The organism is Metabacillus sp. KH_069 (assembly GCF_057838075.1).
Genome location: NZ_CM174460.1, coordinates 3637843 through 3654097, shown reverse-complemented (window position 1 = coordinate 3654097; position 16255 = coordinate 3637843). Strand labels below are relative to the sequence as shown.

The 16255-nt window shown below is 40.9% G+C and carries 14 protein-coding genes; 12 read left to right on the top strand and 2 right to left on the bottom strand.

Going from position 1 to position 16255, the window contains the following annotated elements:
* Window positions 1-165 precede the first annotated feature (165 nt).
* The 6 genes from AC3ISE_RS18420 to AC3ISE_RS18395 all read left to right on the top strand — a co-directional run bounded on the left by AC3ISE_RS18420 (window position 166) and on the right by AC3ISE_RS18395 (window position 5487).
* Window positions 166-918, top strand: a complete 753-nt coding sequence (locus AC3ISE_RS18420) for a DeoR/GlpR family DNA-binding transcription regulator (protein WP_489222084.1) — start codon at window positions 166-168, stop codon at window positions 916-918.
* The gene (gene pfkB / locus AC3ISE_RS18415) at window positions 915-1826 is read left to right on the top strand and encodes a 1-phosphofructokinase (RefSeq protein WP_489222083.1); all 912 of its coding nucleotides are present in this window, start codon (window positions 915-917) and stop codon (window positions 1824-1826) included. The genes AC3ISE_RS18420 and pfkB overlap by 4 nt, the downstream gene beginning before the upstream one ends.
* Before the next feature lie 24 nt (window positions 1827-1850).
* Entirely contained in the window at window positions 1851-3719 is a 1869-nt protein-coding gene (locus AC3ISE_RS18410; protein ID WP_489222082.1) for a PTS fructose transporter subunit IIABC, read from the top strand.
* A gap of 100 nt (window positions 3720-3819) precedes the next feature.
* On the top strand, window positions 3820-4134 hold the full coding sequence (locus AC3ISE_RS18405) for a hypothetical protein (RefSeq protein WP_489222081.1): 315 nt from the start codon (window positions 3820-3822) through the stop codon (window positions 4132-4134).
* 255 nt (window positions 4135-4389) lie between these two features.
* Window positions 4390-4839, top strand: a complete 450-nt coding sequence (locus AC3ISE_RS18400) for a DUF6376 family protein (protein WP_489222080.1) — start codon at window positions 4390-4392, stop codon at window positions 4837-4839.
* Window positions 4840-4872: 33 nt separating this feature from the next.
* Entirely contained in the window at window positions 4873-5487 is a 615-nt protein-coding gene (locus AC3ISE_RS18395; RefSeq protein WP_489222079.1) for a protein kinase family protein, read from the top strand.
* A gap of 79 nt (window positions 5488-5566) precedes the next feature.
* On the opposite strand, the gene AC3ISE_RS18390 is transcribed toward AC3ISE_RS18395, so the two are convergent.
* Window positions 5567-6418, bottom strand: a complete 852-nt coding sequence (locus tag AC3ISE_RS18390; protein WP_489222078.1) for a TetR/AcrR family transcriptional regulator — start codon at window positions 6416-6418, stop codon at window positions 5567-5569.
* Window positions 6419-6638: 220 nt separating this feature from the next.
* Here AC3ISE_RS18390 and AC3ISE_RS18385 point away from each other — a divergent pair, with 220 nt between their 5' ends.
* From AC3ISE_RS18385 to AC3ISE_RS18365, 5 genes are all read left to right on the top strand, one after another.
* The gene (locus AC3ISE_RS18385; protein WP_489222077.1) at window positions 6639-9857 is read left to right on the top strand and encodes an efflux RND transporter permease subunit; all 3219 of its coding nucleotides are present in this window, start codon (window positions 6639-6641) and stop codon (window positions 9855-9857) included.
* Window positions 9858-10303: 446 nt separating this feature from the next.
* Window positions 10304-10990: an MgtC/SapB family protein gene (locus AC3ISE_RS18380; protein ID WP_133313060.1), complete on the top strand. Its 687-nt coding sequence runs from the start codon at window positions 10304-10306 to the stop codon at window positions 10988-10990.
* Between the two features lie 75 nt (window positions 10991-11065).
* Window positions 11066-12052, top strand: a complete 987-nt coding sequence (locus AC3ISE_RS18375; protein WP_489222076.1) for a Gfo/Idh/MocA family protein — start codon at window positions 11066-11068, stop codon at window positions 12050-12052.
* A 355-nt stretch (window positions 12053-12407) separates the two neighbouring features.
* Window positions 12408-12773, top strand: coding sequence for a winged helix-turn-helix transcriptional regulator (locus AC3ISE_RS18370; protein WP_133312371.1), 366 nt, complete (start codon window positions 12408-12410; stop codon window positions 12771-12773).
* 201 nt (window positions 12774-12974) lie between these two features.
* Complete coding sequence (locus AC3ISE_RS18365; protein ID WP_489222075.1) at window positions 12975-13304, top strand: hypothetical protein; 330 nt, start codon at window positions 12975-12977, stop codon at window positions 13302-13304.
* A 138-nt stretch (window positions 13305-13442) separates the two neighbouring features.
* Here AC3ISE_RS18365 and AC3ISE_RS18360 read toward each other — a convergent pair whose 3' ends face one another.
* On the bottom strand, window positions 13443-14876 hold the full coding sequence (locus AC3ISE_RS18360) for an amino acid permease (RefSeq protein WP_489222074.1): 1434 nt from the start codon (window positions 14874-14876) through the stop codon (window positions 13443-13445).
* A 451-nt stretch (window positions 14877-15327) separates the two neighbouring features.
* Here AC3ISE_RS18360 and AC3ISE_RS18355 point away from each other — a divergent pair, with 451 nt between their 5' ends.
* A complete protein-coding gene (locus AC3ISE_RS18355) occupies window positions 15328-16200 on the top strand; it encodes an AraC family transcriptional regulator (RefSeq protein ID WP_489222073.1) in 873 nt (290 codons plus the stop codon).
* The last annotated feature ends 55 nt before the right edge of the window (window positions 16201-16255 follow it).

Here is a 16255-nt window from a genome sequence, read left to right as displayed (position 1 = left end):
AGAGTAAATCAAAGAACTTTTGACTGTTTTTGATTGAATAATAGAATTTGTGATTAATAATGATTGTTTTTGAAAGTTTTTGGTTGATTTATGAAAGGGCTTACGTTAGAATGAACTCAAGGAATAGATTTTAGGCAAAAAGAACGATTAGCTGGAGGTGACTGAATGATTACACCAGAACGGCACCGGATCATCATCAAGGTACTTGGTGAAAAACAGGTCGCAACGATACAGGAATTAGTTGATGCTACATCTTCTTCAGAATCAACCATCCGAAGAGATTTAAGCCAGCTCCAAAAAGAGAAAAAACTAAAGCGGGTTCACGGCGGTGCTTCTCTTTTCCATCAAAAGGGAGAAGAACTCAGTGTTACTGAAAAGTCATCACAAAATGCTGCTGAAAAAGAACGAATAGCCAAATTTGCAGCAGAGCTTGTAAAAAACGGAGACAGCATATACATCGACGCAGGTACAACAACCATGCAGATGATTCCATATTTAAAAGAAAAAGATATAACGGTTGTCACAAATGGCGTTTCACATCTCGAAATGCTGCTTGAGAATCACATTCCCACTTACCTGATTGGAGGGATCGTAAAGCCGAAAACAAGAGCGCTAGTAGGCAGTGCAGCACAGTCAGGGATAACCGCATACAGATTTGATAAATGTTTTATGGGTGTAAACGGCATTCATCCTGAAGCAGGTTTTACAACACCGGATCCAGAGGAAGCAGCGATCAAGAGGCTTGCCATCACATTGTCTCAAGAAGCTTATATTCTTGCAGACGATACGAAATTTAATGAAATTTCGTTCTCTAAAATTGCCGGCCTGCATGAAGCAGCGGTGATTACGAACGAACTGGATGAAGACACCGCTTATGATTTTAAGGAAAAGACAGAGATAAAGGTTGTGACAGCATGATTTATACATGTACGCTGAACCCTTCCATCGATTATGTCGTGAAGGTAAACGATTTTAAAGAGGGGCACCTCAATCGCACGGAGAGCGCAAACGTTTATCCGGGCGGTAAAGGCATCAATGTTTCAAGAGTTCTGAAACGTCTTGGAACAGAAAGCACAGCCCTTGGCTTTGCAGGCGGATTTACAGGCGAGTTCATTAAAGAATTTCTCTCATCAGAGGAAATTACACATGATTTTATCAGTGTCTCAGATCATACAAGAATTAACGTCAAGCTTAAATCGGCTAAAGAGACAGAAATCAATGGCCAGGGCCCTCAGATTACCAAAGAACAGAAGCTTGCATTGCTTGGGAAAATTAGTGAATTGCAAGCAGAGGATGTACTTGTTTTAGCAGGGAGCATTCCATCCGCTCTTGATGAAACCTTTTACAAAGAAATCGCTGATTCAAGTTTAAAAAATGGTGTGAAAGTTGTCATTGATGCATCAGGCAATGCTTTAAGAAGCACATTCCAAAGCAAGCCATTTCTCATCAAGCCAAATCATCATGAATTAGGCGAACTTTTCGATACTCAGATCAGCAGCACGGAAGAAGCTGTTCATTATGGGAAGAAACTGCTTGAAGAGGGCGTGCAGAATGTGATTGTTTCAATGGCAGAAAAAGGCGCCTTATTCATCAATCAGCACGGAGCATTTTTTGCAAATGTACCACCTGGAAAAGTGAAAAATTCAGTTGGAGCTGGAGATTCAGTTGTTGCAGGCTTCATTGCAGGATACAAAGAACATGGTGATTATAAGAAAGCCTTTAAACAGGGTGTTGCCACCGGAAGCGCAACTGCTTTTTCAGAAGATTTAACGGAGAGGGAATTTGCAGCAAAGCTCATAAATGAAGTGAAAGTCAATGAGATTTAGATATTCATTGAAGGGGGAAGAAAAATGAAGATTACAGATTTATTAACAAGCGATACGATTATCCTTGACCTGAATGCACAATCAAAAGCAGCTGTTATCGACGAGATCATTGAGACACTTGATCGTGCAGGCAAGCTTAAAAATAAAGAAGAGTATAAAACAGCAATTTTGGCGAGGGAAGAGCAGAGCACGACTGGAATCGGTGAAGGGATTGCTATTCCTCATGCAAAAACAAGTGCAGTATCCGTACCTGCGATTGCATTTGGCCGCTCTGCAAAAGGCATAGACTATGAATCTCTCGATGGCCGGAATGCTCATCTGTTTTTCATGATTGCCGCTTCTGAAGGAGCAAACAATGAACACTTGCAAACGCTTTCCAGACTTTCGAGTTTTTTAATGGATCCGGCTTTTAAGAAGAAGCTTGAAGAGGCGGCTTCAAAAGAAGAAGTTCTCGCTGCTATTGATCAAAAAGAAAAAGAGATGGAAGCAGAAGAAGAACCTGCACCATCCGCTTCAGGCAAGAAAATCCTTGCTGTCACAGCATGTCCTACTGGAATTGCACACACATATATGGCTGCAGATGCACTGAAGGCAAAAGCGAAAGAAATGGGTGTGAGCATCAAGGTTGAAACAAATGGATCAGGCGGAATTAAAAATGGTTTGACGGCTGAAGACATTGCAGAAGCAGAAGCGATTATCGTAGCTGCTGACAAGCAGGTGGAAATGGATCGTTTCGCAGGCAAGCATGTCATTCAGGTCCCTGTTGCTCAAGGAATCAGAAAGCCTCAGGAATTGATTCAAAAAGCGCTGGATCAAGATGCGCCTGTTTATAAAAGCAGCGGTGAGAAGAAAACAGCTGACTCACCTAAAACAGGTAGAAGCGGTTTTTATAAGCACCTCATGAATGGTGTATCAAACATGCTGCCGTTTGTCGTGGGCGGAGGAATCCTCATTGCGCTTTCCTTTGTTTTTGGAATTAAAGCAGCAGATCCAAACGACCCATCCTATCATCCTATAGCTGAAGCATTAAGCACAATCGGAGGCGGCAATGCCTTTTATCTCATGATTCCTGTCTTAGCTGGATTTATTGCAATGAGTATTGCGGACCGGCCGGGATTTGCACCAGGTATGGTCGGCGGTCTTATGGCAGCTACAGGGGGAGCCGGTTTCCTTGGCGGATTAATCGCAGGTTTCCTCGCAGGTTATTTAGTTGTCGGTCTTAAGAAAGCATTCAGCGGTCTGCCGAATTCTCTTGAAGGCATTAAGCCTGTACTGCTTTATCCTCTGTTCGGTATTTTGCTGACAGGTCTGATTATGATGTTTATAATTATCGAACCAGTGAAAGCATTAAATGATGGATTGACCGTTTGGCTTAAAGGCATGGGAACTGGAAACCTTGTGCTGCTCGGATTGATTTTAGGCGGAATGATGGCTGTAGATATGGGCGGGCCAATCAACAAAGCGGCCTTTACATTCGGGATTGCCATGATTGACGCAGGCAACTTTGCACCGCATGCAGCTATAATGGCTGGAGGAATGGTGCCTCCGCTTGGTCTTGCTCTTTCTACAACTTTCTTTAAAAAGAAGTTTACAAAAGCGGAGCGTGAAGCGGGAAAAACCAATTACGTGATGGGAGCATCCTTTATCACTGAGGGAGCCATTCCGTTTGCAGCGGCAGACCCGGCGCGTGTTATCCCGGCTGCGGTTATCGGATCTGCGGCAGCAGGAGCGCTTACAATGATTTTTGGCATTGGACTTCGCGCACCCCACGGGGGAGCATTTGTTATCCCGATTGTTGATGGAAATCCATTGTTATATGTAGCAGCGATCTTGATTGGATCACTGATCACAGCAGTCATGGTCGGGTTTATGAAAAAAGAAGTGAAAGAATAAACGAATGGCCTATTCACTTGATGAATAGGCCATTTTTACATGAAGACCCAATTTTTGATACAATAAAGATTATCTGCTTAATTGACGGGAGGAAAAAAACATGACAGACATCATTTATTATGACTTTTGGTATTTAAAATCGGAAGAAATTAATCTTGACGGTTCTGATACAGGAGCTGTAGCTTATGAAGTCGGCATTAACGTGTTTGCTGATGAAGAATTTGATCATCTATTGGATGATGTCCGGATCTCAGGGCTGAATATAGAAGAGATGCTGAGTTTTGATGTGTTAAACGCAGATCGCTTATTTTCAAAGCTCGAGGAAGAGGGGCTGCACAGTGTCGTCCGTGATATCAAAACAGCCGGCTTTTATTATGTGATGAACAAAAAAATTTCTATCAGCCAAGGAAAATAAAAAGCTCTAAAATTGACCTCGATGCTTGCCTGATTGTATAATAAGAGTAACTTAAATATTTCTTCCTTAAAGGGGAGTAGCTTTAACAGCAAAGTCGTCATTACGGGAATGTTCCCCGGCTTTGCTGGCAGCGATGCTGTTAGCGAGACCTTTGCCGATTATTTGGTGAAGTCTCTTTCGAAAAAAGACGTTATGACCAAGTAATTGGATCTGACGTCTTTTATTTTTTTATAAAAATAAACCTAAAGGAGCTGTATGATGATGAAAATGTTTAAGATATTGGCTGTTTTGTCATTAGTGTTTCTAAGCGGGTGTTCTTTACTTGAAGGTGTGAATTCTTCTCTTCAGTATGCAAATGATACAAAGGACTATATTAATGAGGCCAGTGCATTTGCGGAAGAGCTGCCGGCACTTGCTGAAAAGGCTGTAAATAATGAGGAAGCCAGAGCTGAGCTTGTGCAGAGTTTAAATGATATGAAAGAAGAAATAAATACATTTAAAGAAACGGAAGCGCCGGAGATTGCTCTGGATGCCCACAACCAGCTTGTCAGCTACAGCGAATCCCTTGAAAGCGGAATTGATTCTGCTTTGGAGCAAATTGAAAACGGAGATTGGAACATTCAGCTTCTTGAGGACTCCGAAATCGTCAAAACAGTATCAGATATGAAAGGGATCTTAGATCAAATTGAACAGCTTGGATCTTAACGAGCAAGGGAAAGAGGAAAGGAGGTTCTCAGGATGAAAGGATACAAGCAATTTGCAGATAGCGTCAAAATTGGAGGAAAAGGGACACGCGCCAAGCTGCATGGCTATGACTCTTCTTTAGCCTTCATTGGAGCTGGCCGGAGCGCATTTGTTTTTAAGCTTCCGAATGAGAATAAAGCGTTAAAAGTGTTCTTTCCTTCTTTTACTCATATTGCTAAGGAAGAAGCAGAAATTTACAGCACTCTTCATGGAATTGAGTATTACCCCAATCTATATGAAGCGGGGGAAAACTTCTTAGTCATTGATTATATTGAAGGAAGCACTCTCTTTGATTGTGTCAGCATGGGAATATCCATCACAGATCAGCATATTGCGGAAATTGATAAAGCCCTTATGCACGCTAAAGAAAGAGGGCTGAATCCGTCTGATATTCACCTTCGCAATATATTCATTAATGACCGGGGCGAGATCAAAATGATTGATGTTGCCCGGTTCCGCCAAACCAAAAATTGTACCCAATGGGACGATTTGAAAACAGCTTTTCATAAATATTACCGAAAGGCCTACTTTCCTAAAAAAATACCTGCTGCCATGATGAATTTTATTGCAGCCCTGTACAAGAAAAAGCTGATTCCATTACCATCATAAAAAACGAGAGATTTCTGGTAAAAGAGATCTCTCGTTTTTTTGAGAAATAAGAAAGTAAGGGCGCATACGCTTTTCTTTCCTATACTAGTTTAATTTGATAATAAGCAGCAATGCTCTGCTGAAGCTCTGCTAAAGCAGAATCCTGATTTAAATTCGCAAGCATCCCTTGTATAACAGGGATACGCGGTGAATCTTCCTTCATTTCTGCCTCAATCACCTCAAGTGTGACTTGAAGATCTCCTGATAGCTGATGTTTGGTGTGTTCAATTTTGGCTAATATTTCATCATGGCTTAATGCTGAACATAGAGAGAAGATGTTTTTCTCGCCCTCACCTGAAAGGATTGGTTTATCATGCGAATTCTTCAGCCCTGCAGTTATATCATCCACCCTGTTTATAAGAAAAGCAGCAAGTTCATCAAAATCCAATTCCGCTTTTTCAAAAATAATGAATTTTAAATAAGAGTGAATCATCCCCTGAAGGATCGTGCTTACATCCCAGATATATTCTTCAATGGACTCGCCGTAAATAGATAGAAGCGCATTTTTGACAAAAAGATTGGAATCTGCATTCATTTTTTGAATGAAAGCTGCCATTGAAGGATTATTGGGTATGGCGTTTTCTCTCATTTGCATAATAATGAAATCTTTATGTTTATTAATCTCACTCAGCTGGCAGGAAAGCTGTGCGATTAAAAGTGCCCGTGGTTCCAGATCCTTTTCTTTCACAGCCTCCATTTTTGAATGGATCAGCTCAAAATGATATTTGAATGTTTCAAGCAGGAGAGCTTCCTTCGATTTAAAATAAAGGTAAAATGACCCTTTAGAAATTTCGCATTCGTTCGCTATATCCTGTATGGATGTCGAAGTAACCCCTTTTTTAGCGAAAAGGCTCATAGCCGCTTCGATGATCCGCTTTTCTTTTTCCTTCATCGTGTAATCTCCTTATTTAACAGTAAAGATTGAGTATAAATATACATGAGTTGTGACTTGGGCGTAACGTTATTAATTGAATGTTTCTGACTGAATGTTCACATTTACAAAGAATTCATGTTCAAAAAGGTTATTTATAATTGACTGTAAACGACTGGTCATTTATATTATTAATTATTATGACCAGTCAGTCAATAAATATAAATTGCCGGAGGACAACATGAATCAAATCATTAATTTTGTTTTGAAAAACAAATTTGCAGTTTGGCTTCTTACTATTATTGTGACCGTTGCAGGACTTTACTCAGGTTTGAATATGAAGCTTGAGACCATTCCAAACATCACAACACCAATCGTAACAGTCACAACTGTCTATCCTGGTGCTACACCGGAAGAAGTAGCAGAAAAAGTTACAGAGCCGATTGAACAGGCAGTCCAAAATTTAAATGGAGTGAACGTTGTCAGCTCAACATCATTCCAAAATGCCTCATCCATTCAGATCGAATATGAATTCGAAAAAGATATGGATAAAGCAGTGGAAGAAGTAAAAAGCACTGTTTCAGATCTCTCATTGCCAGATGGAGTAAATGATTCAGATATTTCAAGGCTCAGCATCAATGCTTTTCCAATTCTGGCTTTAAGTATATCAGATGATGAACAATCACTAAGTGATCTGACTGCGCTTGCCGAAGATGAAATTGTACCGGCAATAAAAGGACTGGAAGGTGTTTCTTCTGTTCAGGTTTCAGGCCAGCAAGTTGAAGAAGTCCAGTTTACTTTTAAAGAAGAGAAGCTTGAGGAATACGGTTTAGATGAAGAAACCGTTCAAAATATGATTAAAGGCTCCGATGTTCAATTTCCTCTTGGATTATATACGTTCGGAGATAAAGAACAATCGGTTATTGTAGATGGAAACATCCTGACAATGGAAGATTTGAAGAATATGGAGATTCTGATCACGCCGGGCGGCGGTGCTTCTGGACAAGGCCAAAGCGGTATGCCGGGACAGACTGCGCCGGGATCGGAGCAGAATCCAGCAGGATCAGCCGGGACTACAGCGCAGGCACCAGGATCAGCTCAAGCGCCGGCAGCCGGACAGACACCGCCTGCTGCACAGGATATAGAGCTTCCGACTGTAAAGCTGTCAGAGCTTGCTGAAATTAAAACTGTCGGTGAAGCAGAATCGATTTCCAGAACAAACGGTGAAGAAGCAATCGGCCTGCAAATCGTTAAATCAGCAGATGCAAATACAGTTGATGTAGCAAATGCTGTAAAAGAAGAGCTTGATGGTTTTGAAAAAGAGTATGAGAACCTTAAGATCCTCTCAACCCTCGATCAGGCTGAACCAATTGAAGAATCAGTCAGCACGATGCTGAGCAAAGCATTATTTGGTGCTGTTTTCGCGATTATCATTATTCTCTTATTCTTAAGAGATATCAAATCAACCTTGATTTCAGTGGTTTCCATTCCATTATCTTTATTAATAGCTGTTCTTTTATTAAAGCAAATGGACATTACGCTTAATATCATGACACTCGGTGCCATGACGGTTGCCATTGGCCGTGTGGTTGATGATTCAATCGTTGTCATCGAAAATATTTACCGGAGAATGTCGCTGCAGGGCGAGAAGTTAAAAGGCATGAGCTTAGTGCGGGAAGCTACAAAGGAAATGTTTGTTCCGATTATGTCTTCAACAATTGTTACAATTGCTGTCTTCCTGCCGCTTGCTCTTGTTAATGGCGTTATCGGAGAATTATTCCTTCCATTCGCATTAACAATCGTTTTTGCCTTGCTTGCTTCATTAGTTGTTGCTGTTACGATTGTGCCAATGCTCGCACACAGCCTGTTCAAAAAAGGACTATATGGCGAAACGGCTAAAAAGCATGAAGAACACAAACCCGGGAAAATGACTGGTGCATACAGAAGCATCTTAAATTGGTCATTGAACCATAAATGGATTACATCAGGCCTAGCAGTCTTGATGCTTGTCGGCAGCTTATTCCTTGTTCCGGTTATCGGCGTCAGCTTCTTGCCTTCAGAAGAACAGAAGCTTGTCTATGCAACTTACAAGCCTGCTCCGGGTGAAACAAAAGATCAAGTTGAAGAAGTGGTTACTAAAGCAGAAAAACTGTTAATGGACCGTAAAGATGTATCGTTAGTGCAGTTCTCTTTAGGAAGCGAAAACCCTATGAGCCCAGGCGACTCAAACAGTGCCGTTTTCTTTATCGAGTATGAAGATGATACAGAGAATTTTGATAAGGAAAAAGAGAGAGTGATTGAAGACCTTCAAGCTGAGACTGTTCAGGGCGAATGGGCTGCACAGGACTTCACTCAGAGCGCTGGCAGCAATGAAGTTCAATTCTTTGTTTATGGAAATCAAATAGAAGATATTGAGCCGGCTGTCGGAGAAATTGAAAAAATCATGAATGACAATGGAAGCTTTAAAAACGTAAGCTCAAGCCTTGCTGAGTCATACGATGAATATACCCTTGTTGCGAATCAGGAAGAACTGAGCAAGCTCGGTTTAACCGCAGGCCAAATCGGCATGGAGCTTAGCCCGCAAAGAGAGCGTCCTGTTCTGACACAAGTTGAAAAAGACGGAGAAGAACTAAACGTCTATCTTCAAACAGAGAAAGAAACGTATGAAAATGTAGAGGATTTAACTGAAAAAACAATCACTTCACCGCTTGGCAAAGAAGTGAAAATCGGTGATGTCGTAACTGTTGAAGAAGGAAAAACTTCAGATACCGTAACACGTCGTGACGGCCGCATTTACGTACAGGTTTCCGGAGAACTGACAACCGATGATGTTGCCAAAGCATCTGCAGAGGTTCAAAAGAAAGTGGATGGTCTAGACTTGCCGTCAGGTGTTGACATTGATACAGGCGGAGTAACAGAAGACATTCAGGAATCCTTTACACAGCTTGGCCTTGCTATGCTTGCTGCGATTGCCATTGTTTACCTTGTTCTTGTCATAACATTCGGCGGCGGACTTGCACCTTTTGCGATTCTGTTCTCTCTTCCATTTACCGTGATCGGTGCATTGGTCGGATTATTGATTGCAGGTGAAACCATCAGTATTAACGCAATGATTGGTGCATTAATGCTGATTGGCATCGTTGTAACAAACGCGATTGTTCTAATCGACCGCGTTATTCACAAAGAGCGTGAAGGCCTGTCGACTAGAGACGCACTTCTTGAAGCAGGAACGACACGTCTTCGTCCAATCCTGATGACAGCTATCGCTACCATTGGAGCGCTCATCCCGCTTGCAATCGGAATTGAAGGCGGCAGCGGCATCATTTCAAAAGGACTTGGAGTCACAGTCATCGGCGGATTAACGAGCTCTACGCTGTTAACTCTTCTGATTGTGCCGATTGTTTATGAGATGATGAGCAAATTCAGACGAAAAAACACAAGAGCAGTTGAGGAAGAATAAGGCTCATTGAAAAAGCACCCTGAGTGGTGCTTTTTCATTTGGCTTTTCAGATATGAAATATAGCTGATGATGATTGACTTCGGCTAAAAAAGGGAAAGTCCAGCTTTTCAATATGATAAATGGCTAAATAAACATAAAAATAGATTCCGCTAATAAAACTTTCTCTGTGGCCGTCGAAGAAAAGCAGATTATCTGAAAGGACTCCGCTGATCAAAAATCAATATAAAGCTGATTTCTGGGTCTAATCGGGGGGGGGGGGGGGGGGCCAAAATTCTATAACCAACCCCAAATTGAATAATATGCAGGCTGTTAGAATAAACTCAGTTAATTAGACGTAAGAGCTTGACAAAATACACATATAAACAGCGCTTGCCGAATGGTATAATGATTGAAATAAAATTAGAGCAGACTATAGACAAAGAAAAGGGTGAGGGATCTTGGAGGATATTATTGTTCATCAGCATACTATTATCAAATTATTTTTATCCCTGCTGGTTGGAATAATTATTGGACTTGAGCGGGAAATCAAGAAAAAGCCGCTGGGATTGAAAACCACGATTATCATTGCGGTAAGCTCCTGTCTGTTAACCGTGATTTCAATTGAAGCAGCTTATACATTTTCAAATGATTATAATCGTCCAATGGATCCGCTCAGACTTGCAGCGCAAATCGTTTCAGGTGTCGGATTTTTGGGAGCGGGAGCGATTCTCCGCAGAAGCAATGATGTCATAAGCGGGCTTACAACTGCTGCGATGATTTGGGGAGCGGCGGGACTTGGCATTGCTATTGGAGCCGGATTTTATCAGGAAGCACTCATAGCCCTTATTTTCATGATTGGGTCAATCGAAATCATTGCTCCGTTAGTAAAGAAGCTTGGACCTAAGACGCTCAGACTTAAAGAATTGAAGGTAAAGCTAACTGTTCCTGTTAATGTGAATATCTCGGATATTCTTCATGTGCTGCGCAAAAAAGATATGAAAATAAAATGGGTAAAGATTAAAGACATTACCGATCGTGAATTAAGGACGGTAGATTTGCTCCTGCTGATAAAAAATGACCGCTATACTTCAGACGTATATGAGGACATAAAAGAAGTACAGGGCATAGAGTCGGTTGAGGTTGAACTCATATAAGCAAGCGTCGGTGAAGACGTTTGCTTCATACATATGGTATTGTAATAGCAAACAAGGTATATAGGAGGAACAAAATTGATACGCTTTGGAATTATCGGAACAAACTGGATAACAGACCGCTTATTAAAGGCTGCCATGCAAATCGAGGATTTTTCGCTGAAGGCCGTTTATTCAAGAACCAGCGAAAAAGCTGAAGAATTCGCTGCGAAATATGGTGTAGAGACTATATTTACAGATTTAGAAAGCATGGCAAAGAGCGATGAAATTGATGCTGTATACATAGCCAGCCCCAACTCCCTGCACGCAGAGCAGGCCATTTTATTCATGAATCACAAGAAGCATGTACTGTGTGAAAAGCCGCTTGCGTCAAACGTTAAAGAGATTTCTGAAATGATACAGGCAGCAAAGGAAAACCGCGTTCTGCTGATGGAAGCGATGAAATCAACGTTCTTGCCTAACTTCAGAAGCATTCAGGAAAACCTGCACAAAATTGGCACCGTAAGAAGATACATTGCCAGCTACTGCCAATACTCATCTCGTTATGATGCCTATCGCTCAGGAACTGTGCTGAATGCATTCGATCCAACATTCTCAAACGGATCACTTATGGACATCGGTATCTATGCACTGTATCCTTCGATCGTTCTGTTCGGAAAACCTGAAACCATCAAAGCAAGCGGCTTGCTTTTAAGTTCGGGTGTTGATGGAGAGGGAAGCATTCTTCTTCAATATAAAGACAAAGACGCTGTGATGATGTATTCCAAGATCACAGACTCAGCTCTTCCATCTGAAATTCAAGGTGAAGATGGCACGATCGTTATTGACCGGATCAGTACGATTGAAAAAGTAGAAATTCGCTACCGTGACGGCAGAACAGAAGATATTACAAAACCTCAAAAAGAAGACACCATGTATTATGAAATGAAGGAATTCATCGATTTAATCCAAAATGATCTTTATGAATCAACAATCAATACCTATGAAAATTCAATAAAGGTAATGGAAGTTATGGATGAAGCGAGAAAACAAATCGGCGTCGTTTATCCGGCTGATCAAAAATAGAGGCTGGGACAAAAGGTTTTCAGCCAAAGAAAAATCCGAACTATTATGTGAAATTCCAACTTGGATTTCATTTTAGTTCGGATTTTTTTCTTTGGCTCTTTTCATAAATATTGTTGCTGCAGTACTAAATGTTAGAAACCTTAAGTGGAGCGGAAAGGAACGGACATTATTTATCATGAAAAACAACAATTTATGCGAACATAGCCTATCTTTTAATGGTTTTCGCACTATTCAATGTTCGGCTTTCATTCAGGAGATAATCGTTACGTCCCAGCCTCTTACTATGCTTTGAGGAAATTCTTCATAAGTGGCTATAATAAAATAAATACCCCGTTAACTAAGGAGGAACATGACAATGGCAGAAACAAAGCGGTATAACATTCCGGTAGAAGCAGCTCTCGAAGTGATAGGCGGAAAGTGGAAATGTGTCATTCTTTGCCACTTAATGCGGGGGAAAAAACGAACGGGCGAGCTGAAAAGGCTGATGCCGGGCATCACCCAAAAAATGCTGACACAGCAGCTGAGGGAGCTCGAAGAAGATGGAATCATCAACCGCATAACCTATAATCAAGTTCCGCCAAAAGTGGAATATGAACTAAGCGAGTATGGATGGAGCGTGACGGCAATTCTTGAGTCCTTATCTGCCTGGGGACTTCAGCATATTGAAAAAGTGTACGGAGATAAATCAGCTGTTCTTGAGGATAATATATTGAATATCTAGCGGGGTAAAGTGCAAAGGAATCATTTTTTCTTAAAGATTGCATTCTCTCTCTGAGTCCAAAAACTTCAAATTATCTGCAGCGCTTAAAGCAGTTAATGAATCTTGACTGACCTTCTTGCCATGGGTCAGTTTTTTTGTTCTATTATTTAATAATCATATATGGTAGAATTGGATAAATATGTAATGTCAGGAGGACTTAAAATGAAAAGCTTTATTTTAGGTGTTTTGATGGTATTACTTCTCGGAGCTTGTTCAAATAATAATGATGTATGGGCAGAAAACGAAAGAGAAAAATATGTTGGAGAAAAAATCTTTCATGAATTAGGCAAACAAGAGTTTAACGTTGTGGCGGATCACATTGTGGCGGAAGGAATCTCCGAAGAAGAAATGATCATTTCTTTAATGATAAGACCGCCAGAAGGCGTCAGTTTCGAGAGTCTTAAACAAAATGCGACTGATGCAATTAATAAGGCTTTTAAAGAAAATGACATTAAAGGTTTTGAAGTCAGAATAAAAGAAGAACCAGAATAGTAACATGGAGAGCTCAAGTTGAGTTCCCATTGAATTCAAAAGACTCGTCAATCGACGAGTCTTTTTGTATTAACCTTTGCTAATTGTGGTGCTGCTAAACGAACGAACTCTATTATTGGTCCATTTTCTTTTTAACTGCTATATGATTTTTTCTTTATCCGTTTGAATTAAGTCCTGATTTTGGACAAAGCCCTTCTTCTTCATCTTTTCCTTAGCGGAAAAACGATAATATAAAGCACATCCGATCAGAAAAGGTATTCCGCAGTACAGGGCCATTCTTTGGTCTGGAATAAAAGCAAGACTCACCATCACCAGTACATTGGCAGATAGCGCAGCCAGAGGAACAATTGGGTAAAATGGCGTCCTGAACTTAAGATCACTGATTTTTCCGCCGTTATTCAAAAATTGTTTTCTGCCTAAGTAGTTTGAAAGAGCGATGGATGCCCATACAAACACTGCTCCAAAACCGGCGATAGACAGCAGCCACAAGTATACCGTGTCTTCGGCAAAAAAACCGCATAATAGACACAAGCATCCTACGACCATGCTTGCAATAAGTGCGTTGATTGGTACTCCGCTTTTATTCAGCTTTCCGAATCTTTCATGAATCATTCCCTGTCTGGACATCGACCAAAGCATACGGGATGTAGCGTATAATCCAGAGTTTGCTACTGATAGTACAGCAGTGATAATAACAAAGTTCATAATGTCAGCCGCATATGGAATCCCAATGTTATCAAATACAACCACAAACGGACTTTCCACAAGTCCTGCTTCTTTCCATGGAAACAGTCCGGCCAGTACAAAAACAGAGAGAACAAAGAAAATAAGAATGCGCCAAGCTGTATTATTGATGGCTTTTGGAATTGTTTTTTCAGGATTCTCACTCTCTCCAGCTGCAACTCCAACGAGTTCCGTTCCCTGAAAAGAAAAATTCACGCCAATCATCGTAATTAAAATGGCAGCTATTCCGTGCGGAAACAATCCGCCGTGCTCCGTATAATTGCTTAAGAATGGTGCAGGCTCCCCGCCGCCCATTTCAAGAAATCCAAACATGGCAGCTCCGCCTAAAAGAATAAAGGCTAAAACGGTAATCACTTTAATACTTGCAAACCAAAACTCAACTTCTGCAAAGCTTTTTGTAGACAAGGCATTGATGCAAAAAAGCAAAATGGCGAATACGATGCACCAAATCCACGGAGAAACGTCCGGAAACCAGCGCTTCATTAAAATACTGACTGTAAGCAGTTCAAGCCCAATTGTAACAGACCAATTCAGCCATGACATCCAGCCTACCACATAGCCGGCTCCCGGTGATATAAACTTCGTTGCGTAAGTTTGATAGGATCCTGCGTCAGGGTTTGCAACGGCCAATTCACCGAGGCAAAGCATGGTCAAATACATGACAAATCCGCCAATCAGGTAGGCGAGAATGGCTCCCCCGGGCCCCGCCTCGCCAATGGTATACCCAGTGCTCAGGAATAGTCCTGTACCAATTACACCGCCAAGTGCAATCATCAAAATATGCCTTTCTTTTAATTCCTTTTTCAATTCCTGATTCTGATTTAACATGAAGGCCTCCTTATAAGTAAGCGTTTGCAATATTATAAAATCTCCACTATTTTATCACTATTTAGTATTATATGAAAATTAATTTTTTTATAAAAAATATTGCTTTTTTAAAACGATGAGCCTTTAAGTCTATGAAATGGGGATTATTTGAAATATATATTGTTAAGGTATTAGTGTTTTTTAGGGAGAAGACTATTGTAGAATAATTATACAAGAAGGAGTATAAAATGCAGGTGAATACACAGGACAGCTGTCATGCTTTTTCATGAAAGATAGGATTGAGTAAATTGCTTTGTTTTGAAATAATTGGCGGTAACAAAGGATTTTACCTTGTGGACCATACAGCAATTTGGTTTGAAGGTTCTAACATATACACCCCGCATAAGTGTGCATAAAATGTCGGGCAGCTGTATTCGCCCAATGATATTGTATAGATAAAGGAGGTCATGTCATGGATTTGATAAAGAATATGAATGAAGCGATTCATTACATCGAAGAAAACCTTACGGACGAAATTGACTATAAAGAAGTCGCAAGACTTGCATTATGCTCTGACTATCATTTTAAAAGGATGTTTTCTTTTCTGGCAGGCATTTCACTGTCAGAATACATCCGCCGCAGACGACTTACCCTTGCAGCATTTGAGCTTAAAGACAGCAGAGCAAAGGTCATAGATATTGCGGTGAAATACGGATACAGCTCACCGGATTCGTTTGCACGGGCATTTCAAAATCTGCATGGAATCACGCCTTCAGAAGCAAGAAACAACGGCCATTCACTGAAAGCTTATCCAAGGATGACCTTTCAGTTATCAATAAAAGGAGGAAGTGAAATGAACTACCGAATAGAAGAAAAAGAGGCATTTTGCATTGTAGGCATAAAGAAAAGAGTTCATCTTCAATTTAATGGGGTTAACCAGGAGATTGCTTCGATGTGGAAAAGTTTAGATAATGAAACAATTAGTACCCTAAAAGCCCTTTCCAATGTGGAGCCTATGGGGCTGATCAGTGCCTCCACCAACTTTTCTGAAGGAAGAATGGAGGAAAAAGGGGAGCTTGATCACTATATTGGTGCAGCCACAACAAAGGAATGTCCAGATAACCTGACACAGCTTGATGTCCCAGCTTTAACATGGGCTGTATTCGAAGCAATCGGGCCATTTCCTGATAAGCTGCAGGAAGTATGGGGACGAATTTATTCCGAATGGTTTCCCTCCTCAAATTATGAACAACTGGAAGGTCCGGAAATCCTGTGGAATGAGAATAAAGATACAGCTTCACCGGTGTTTAAAAGTGAAATATGGATACCTGTATTGAAAAGGTGATAGAACAGTGCATTAACATGGATGAATCTTCCTGCAATCCATTCATCATTTGCAA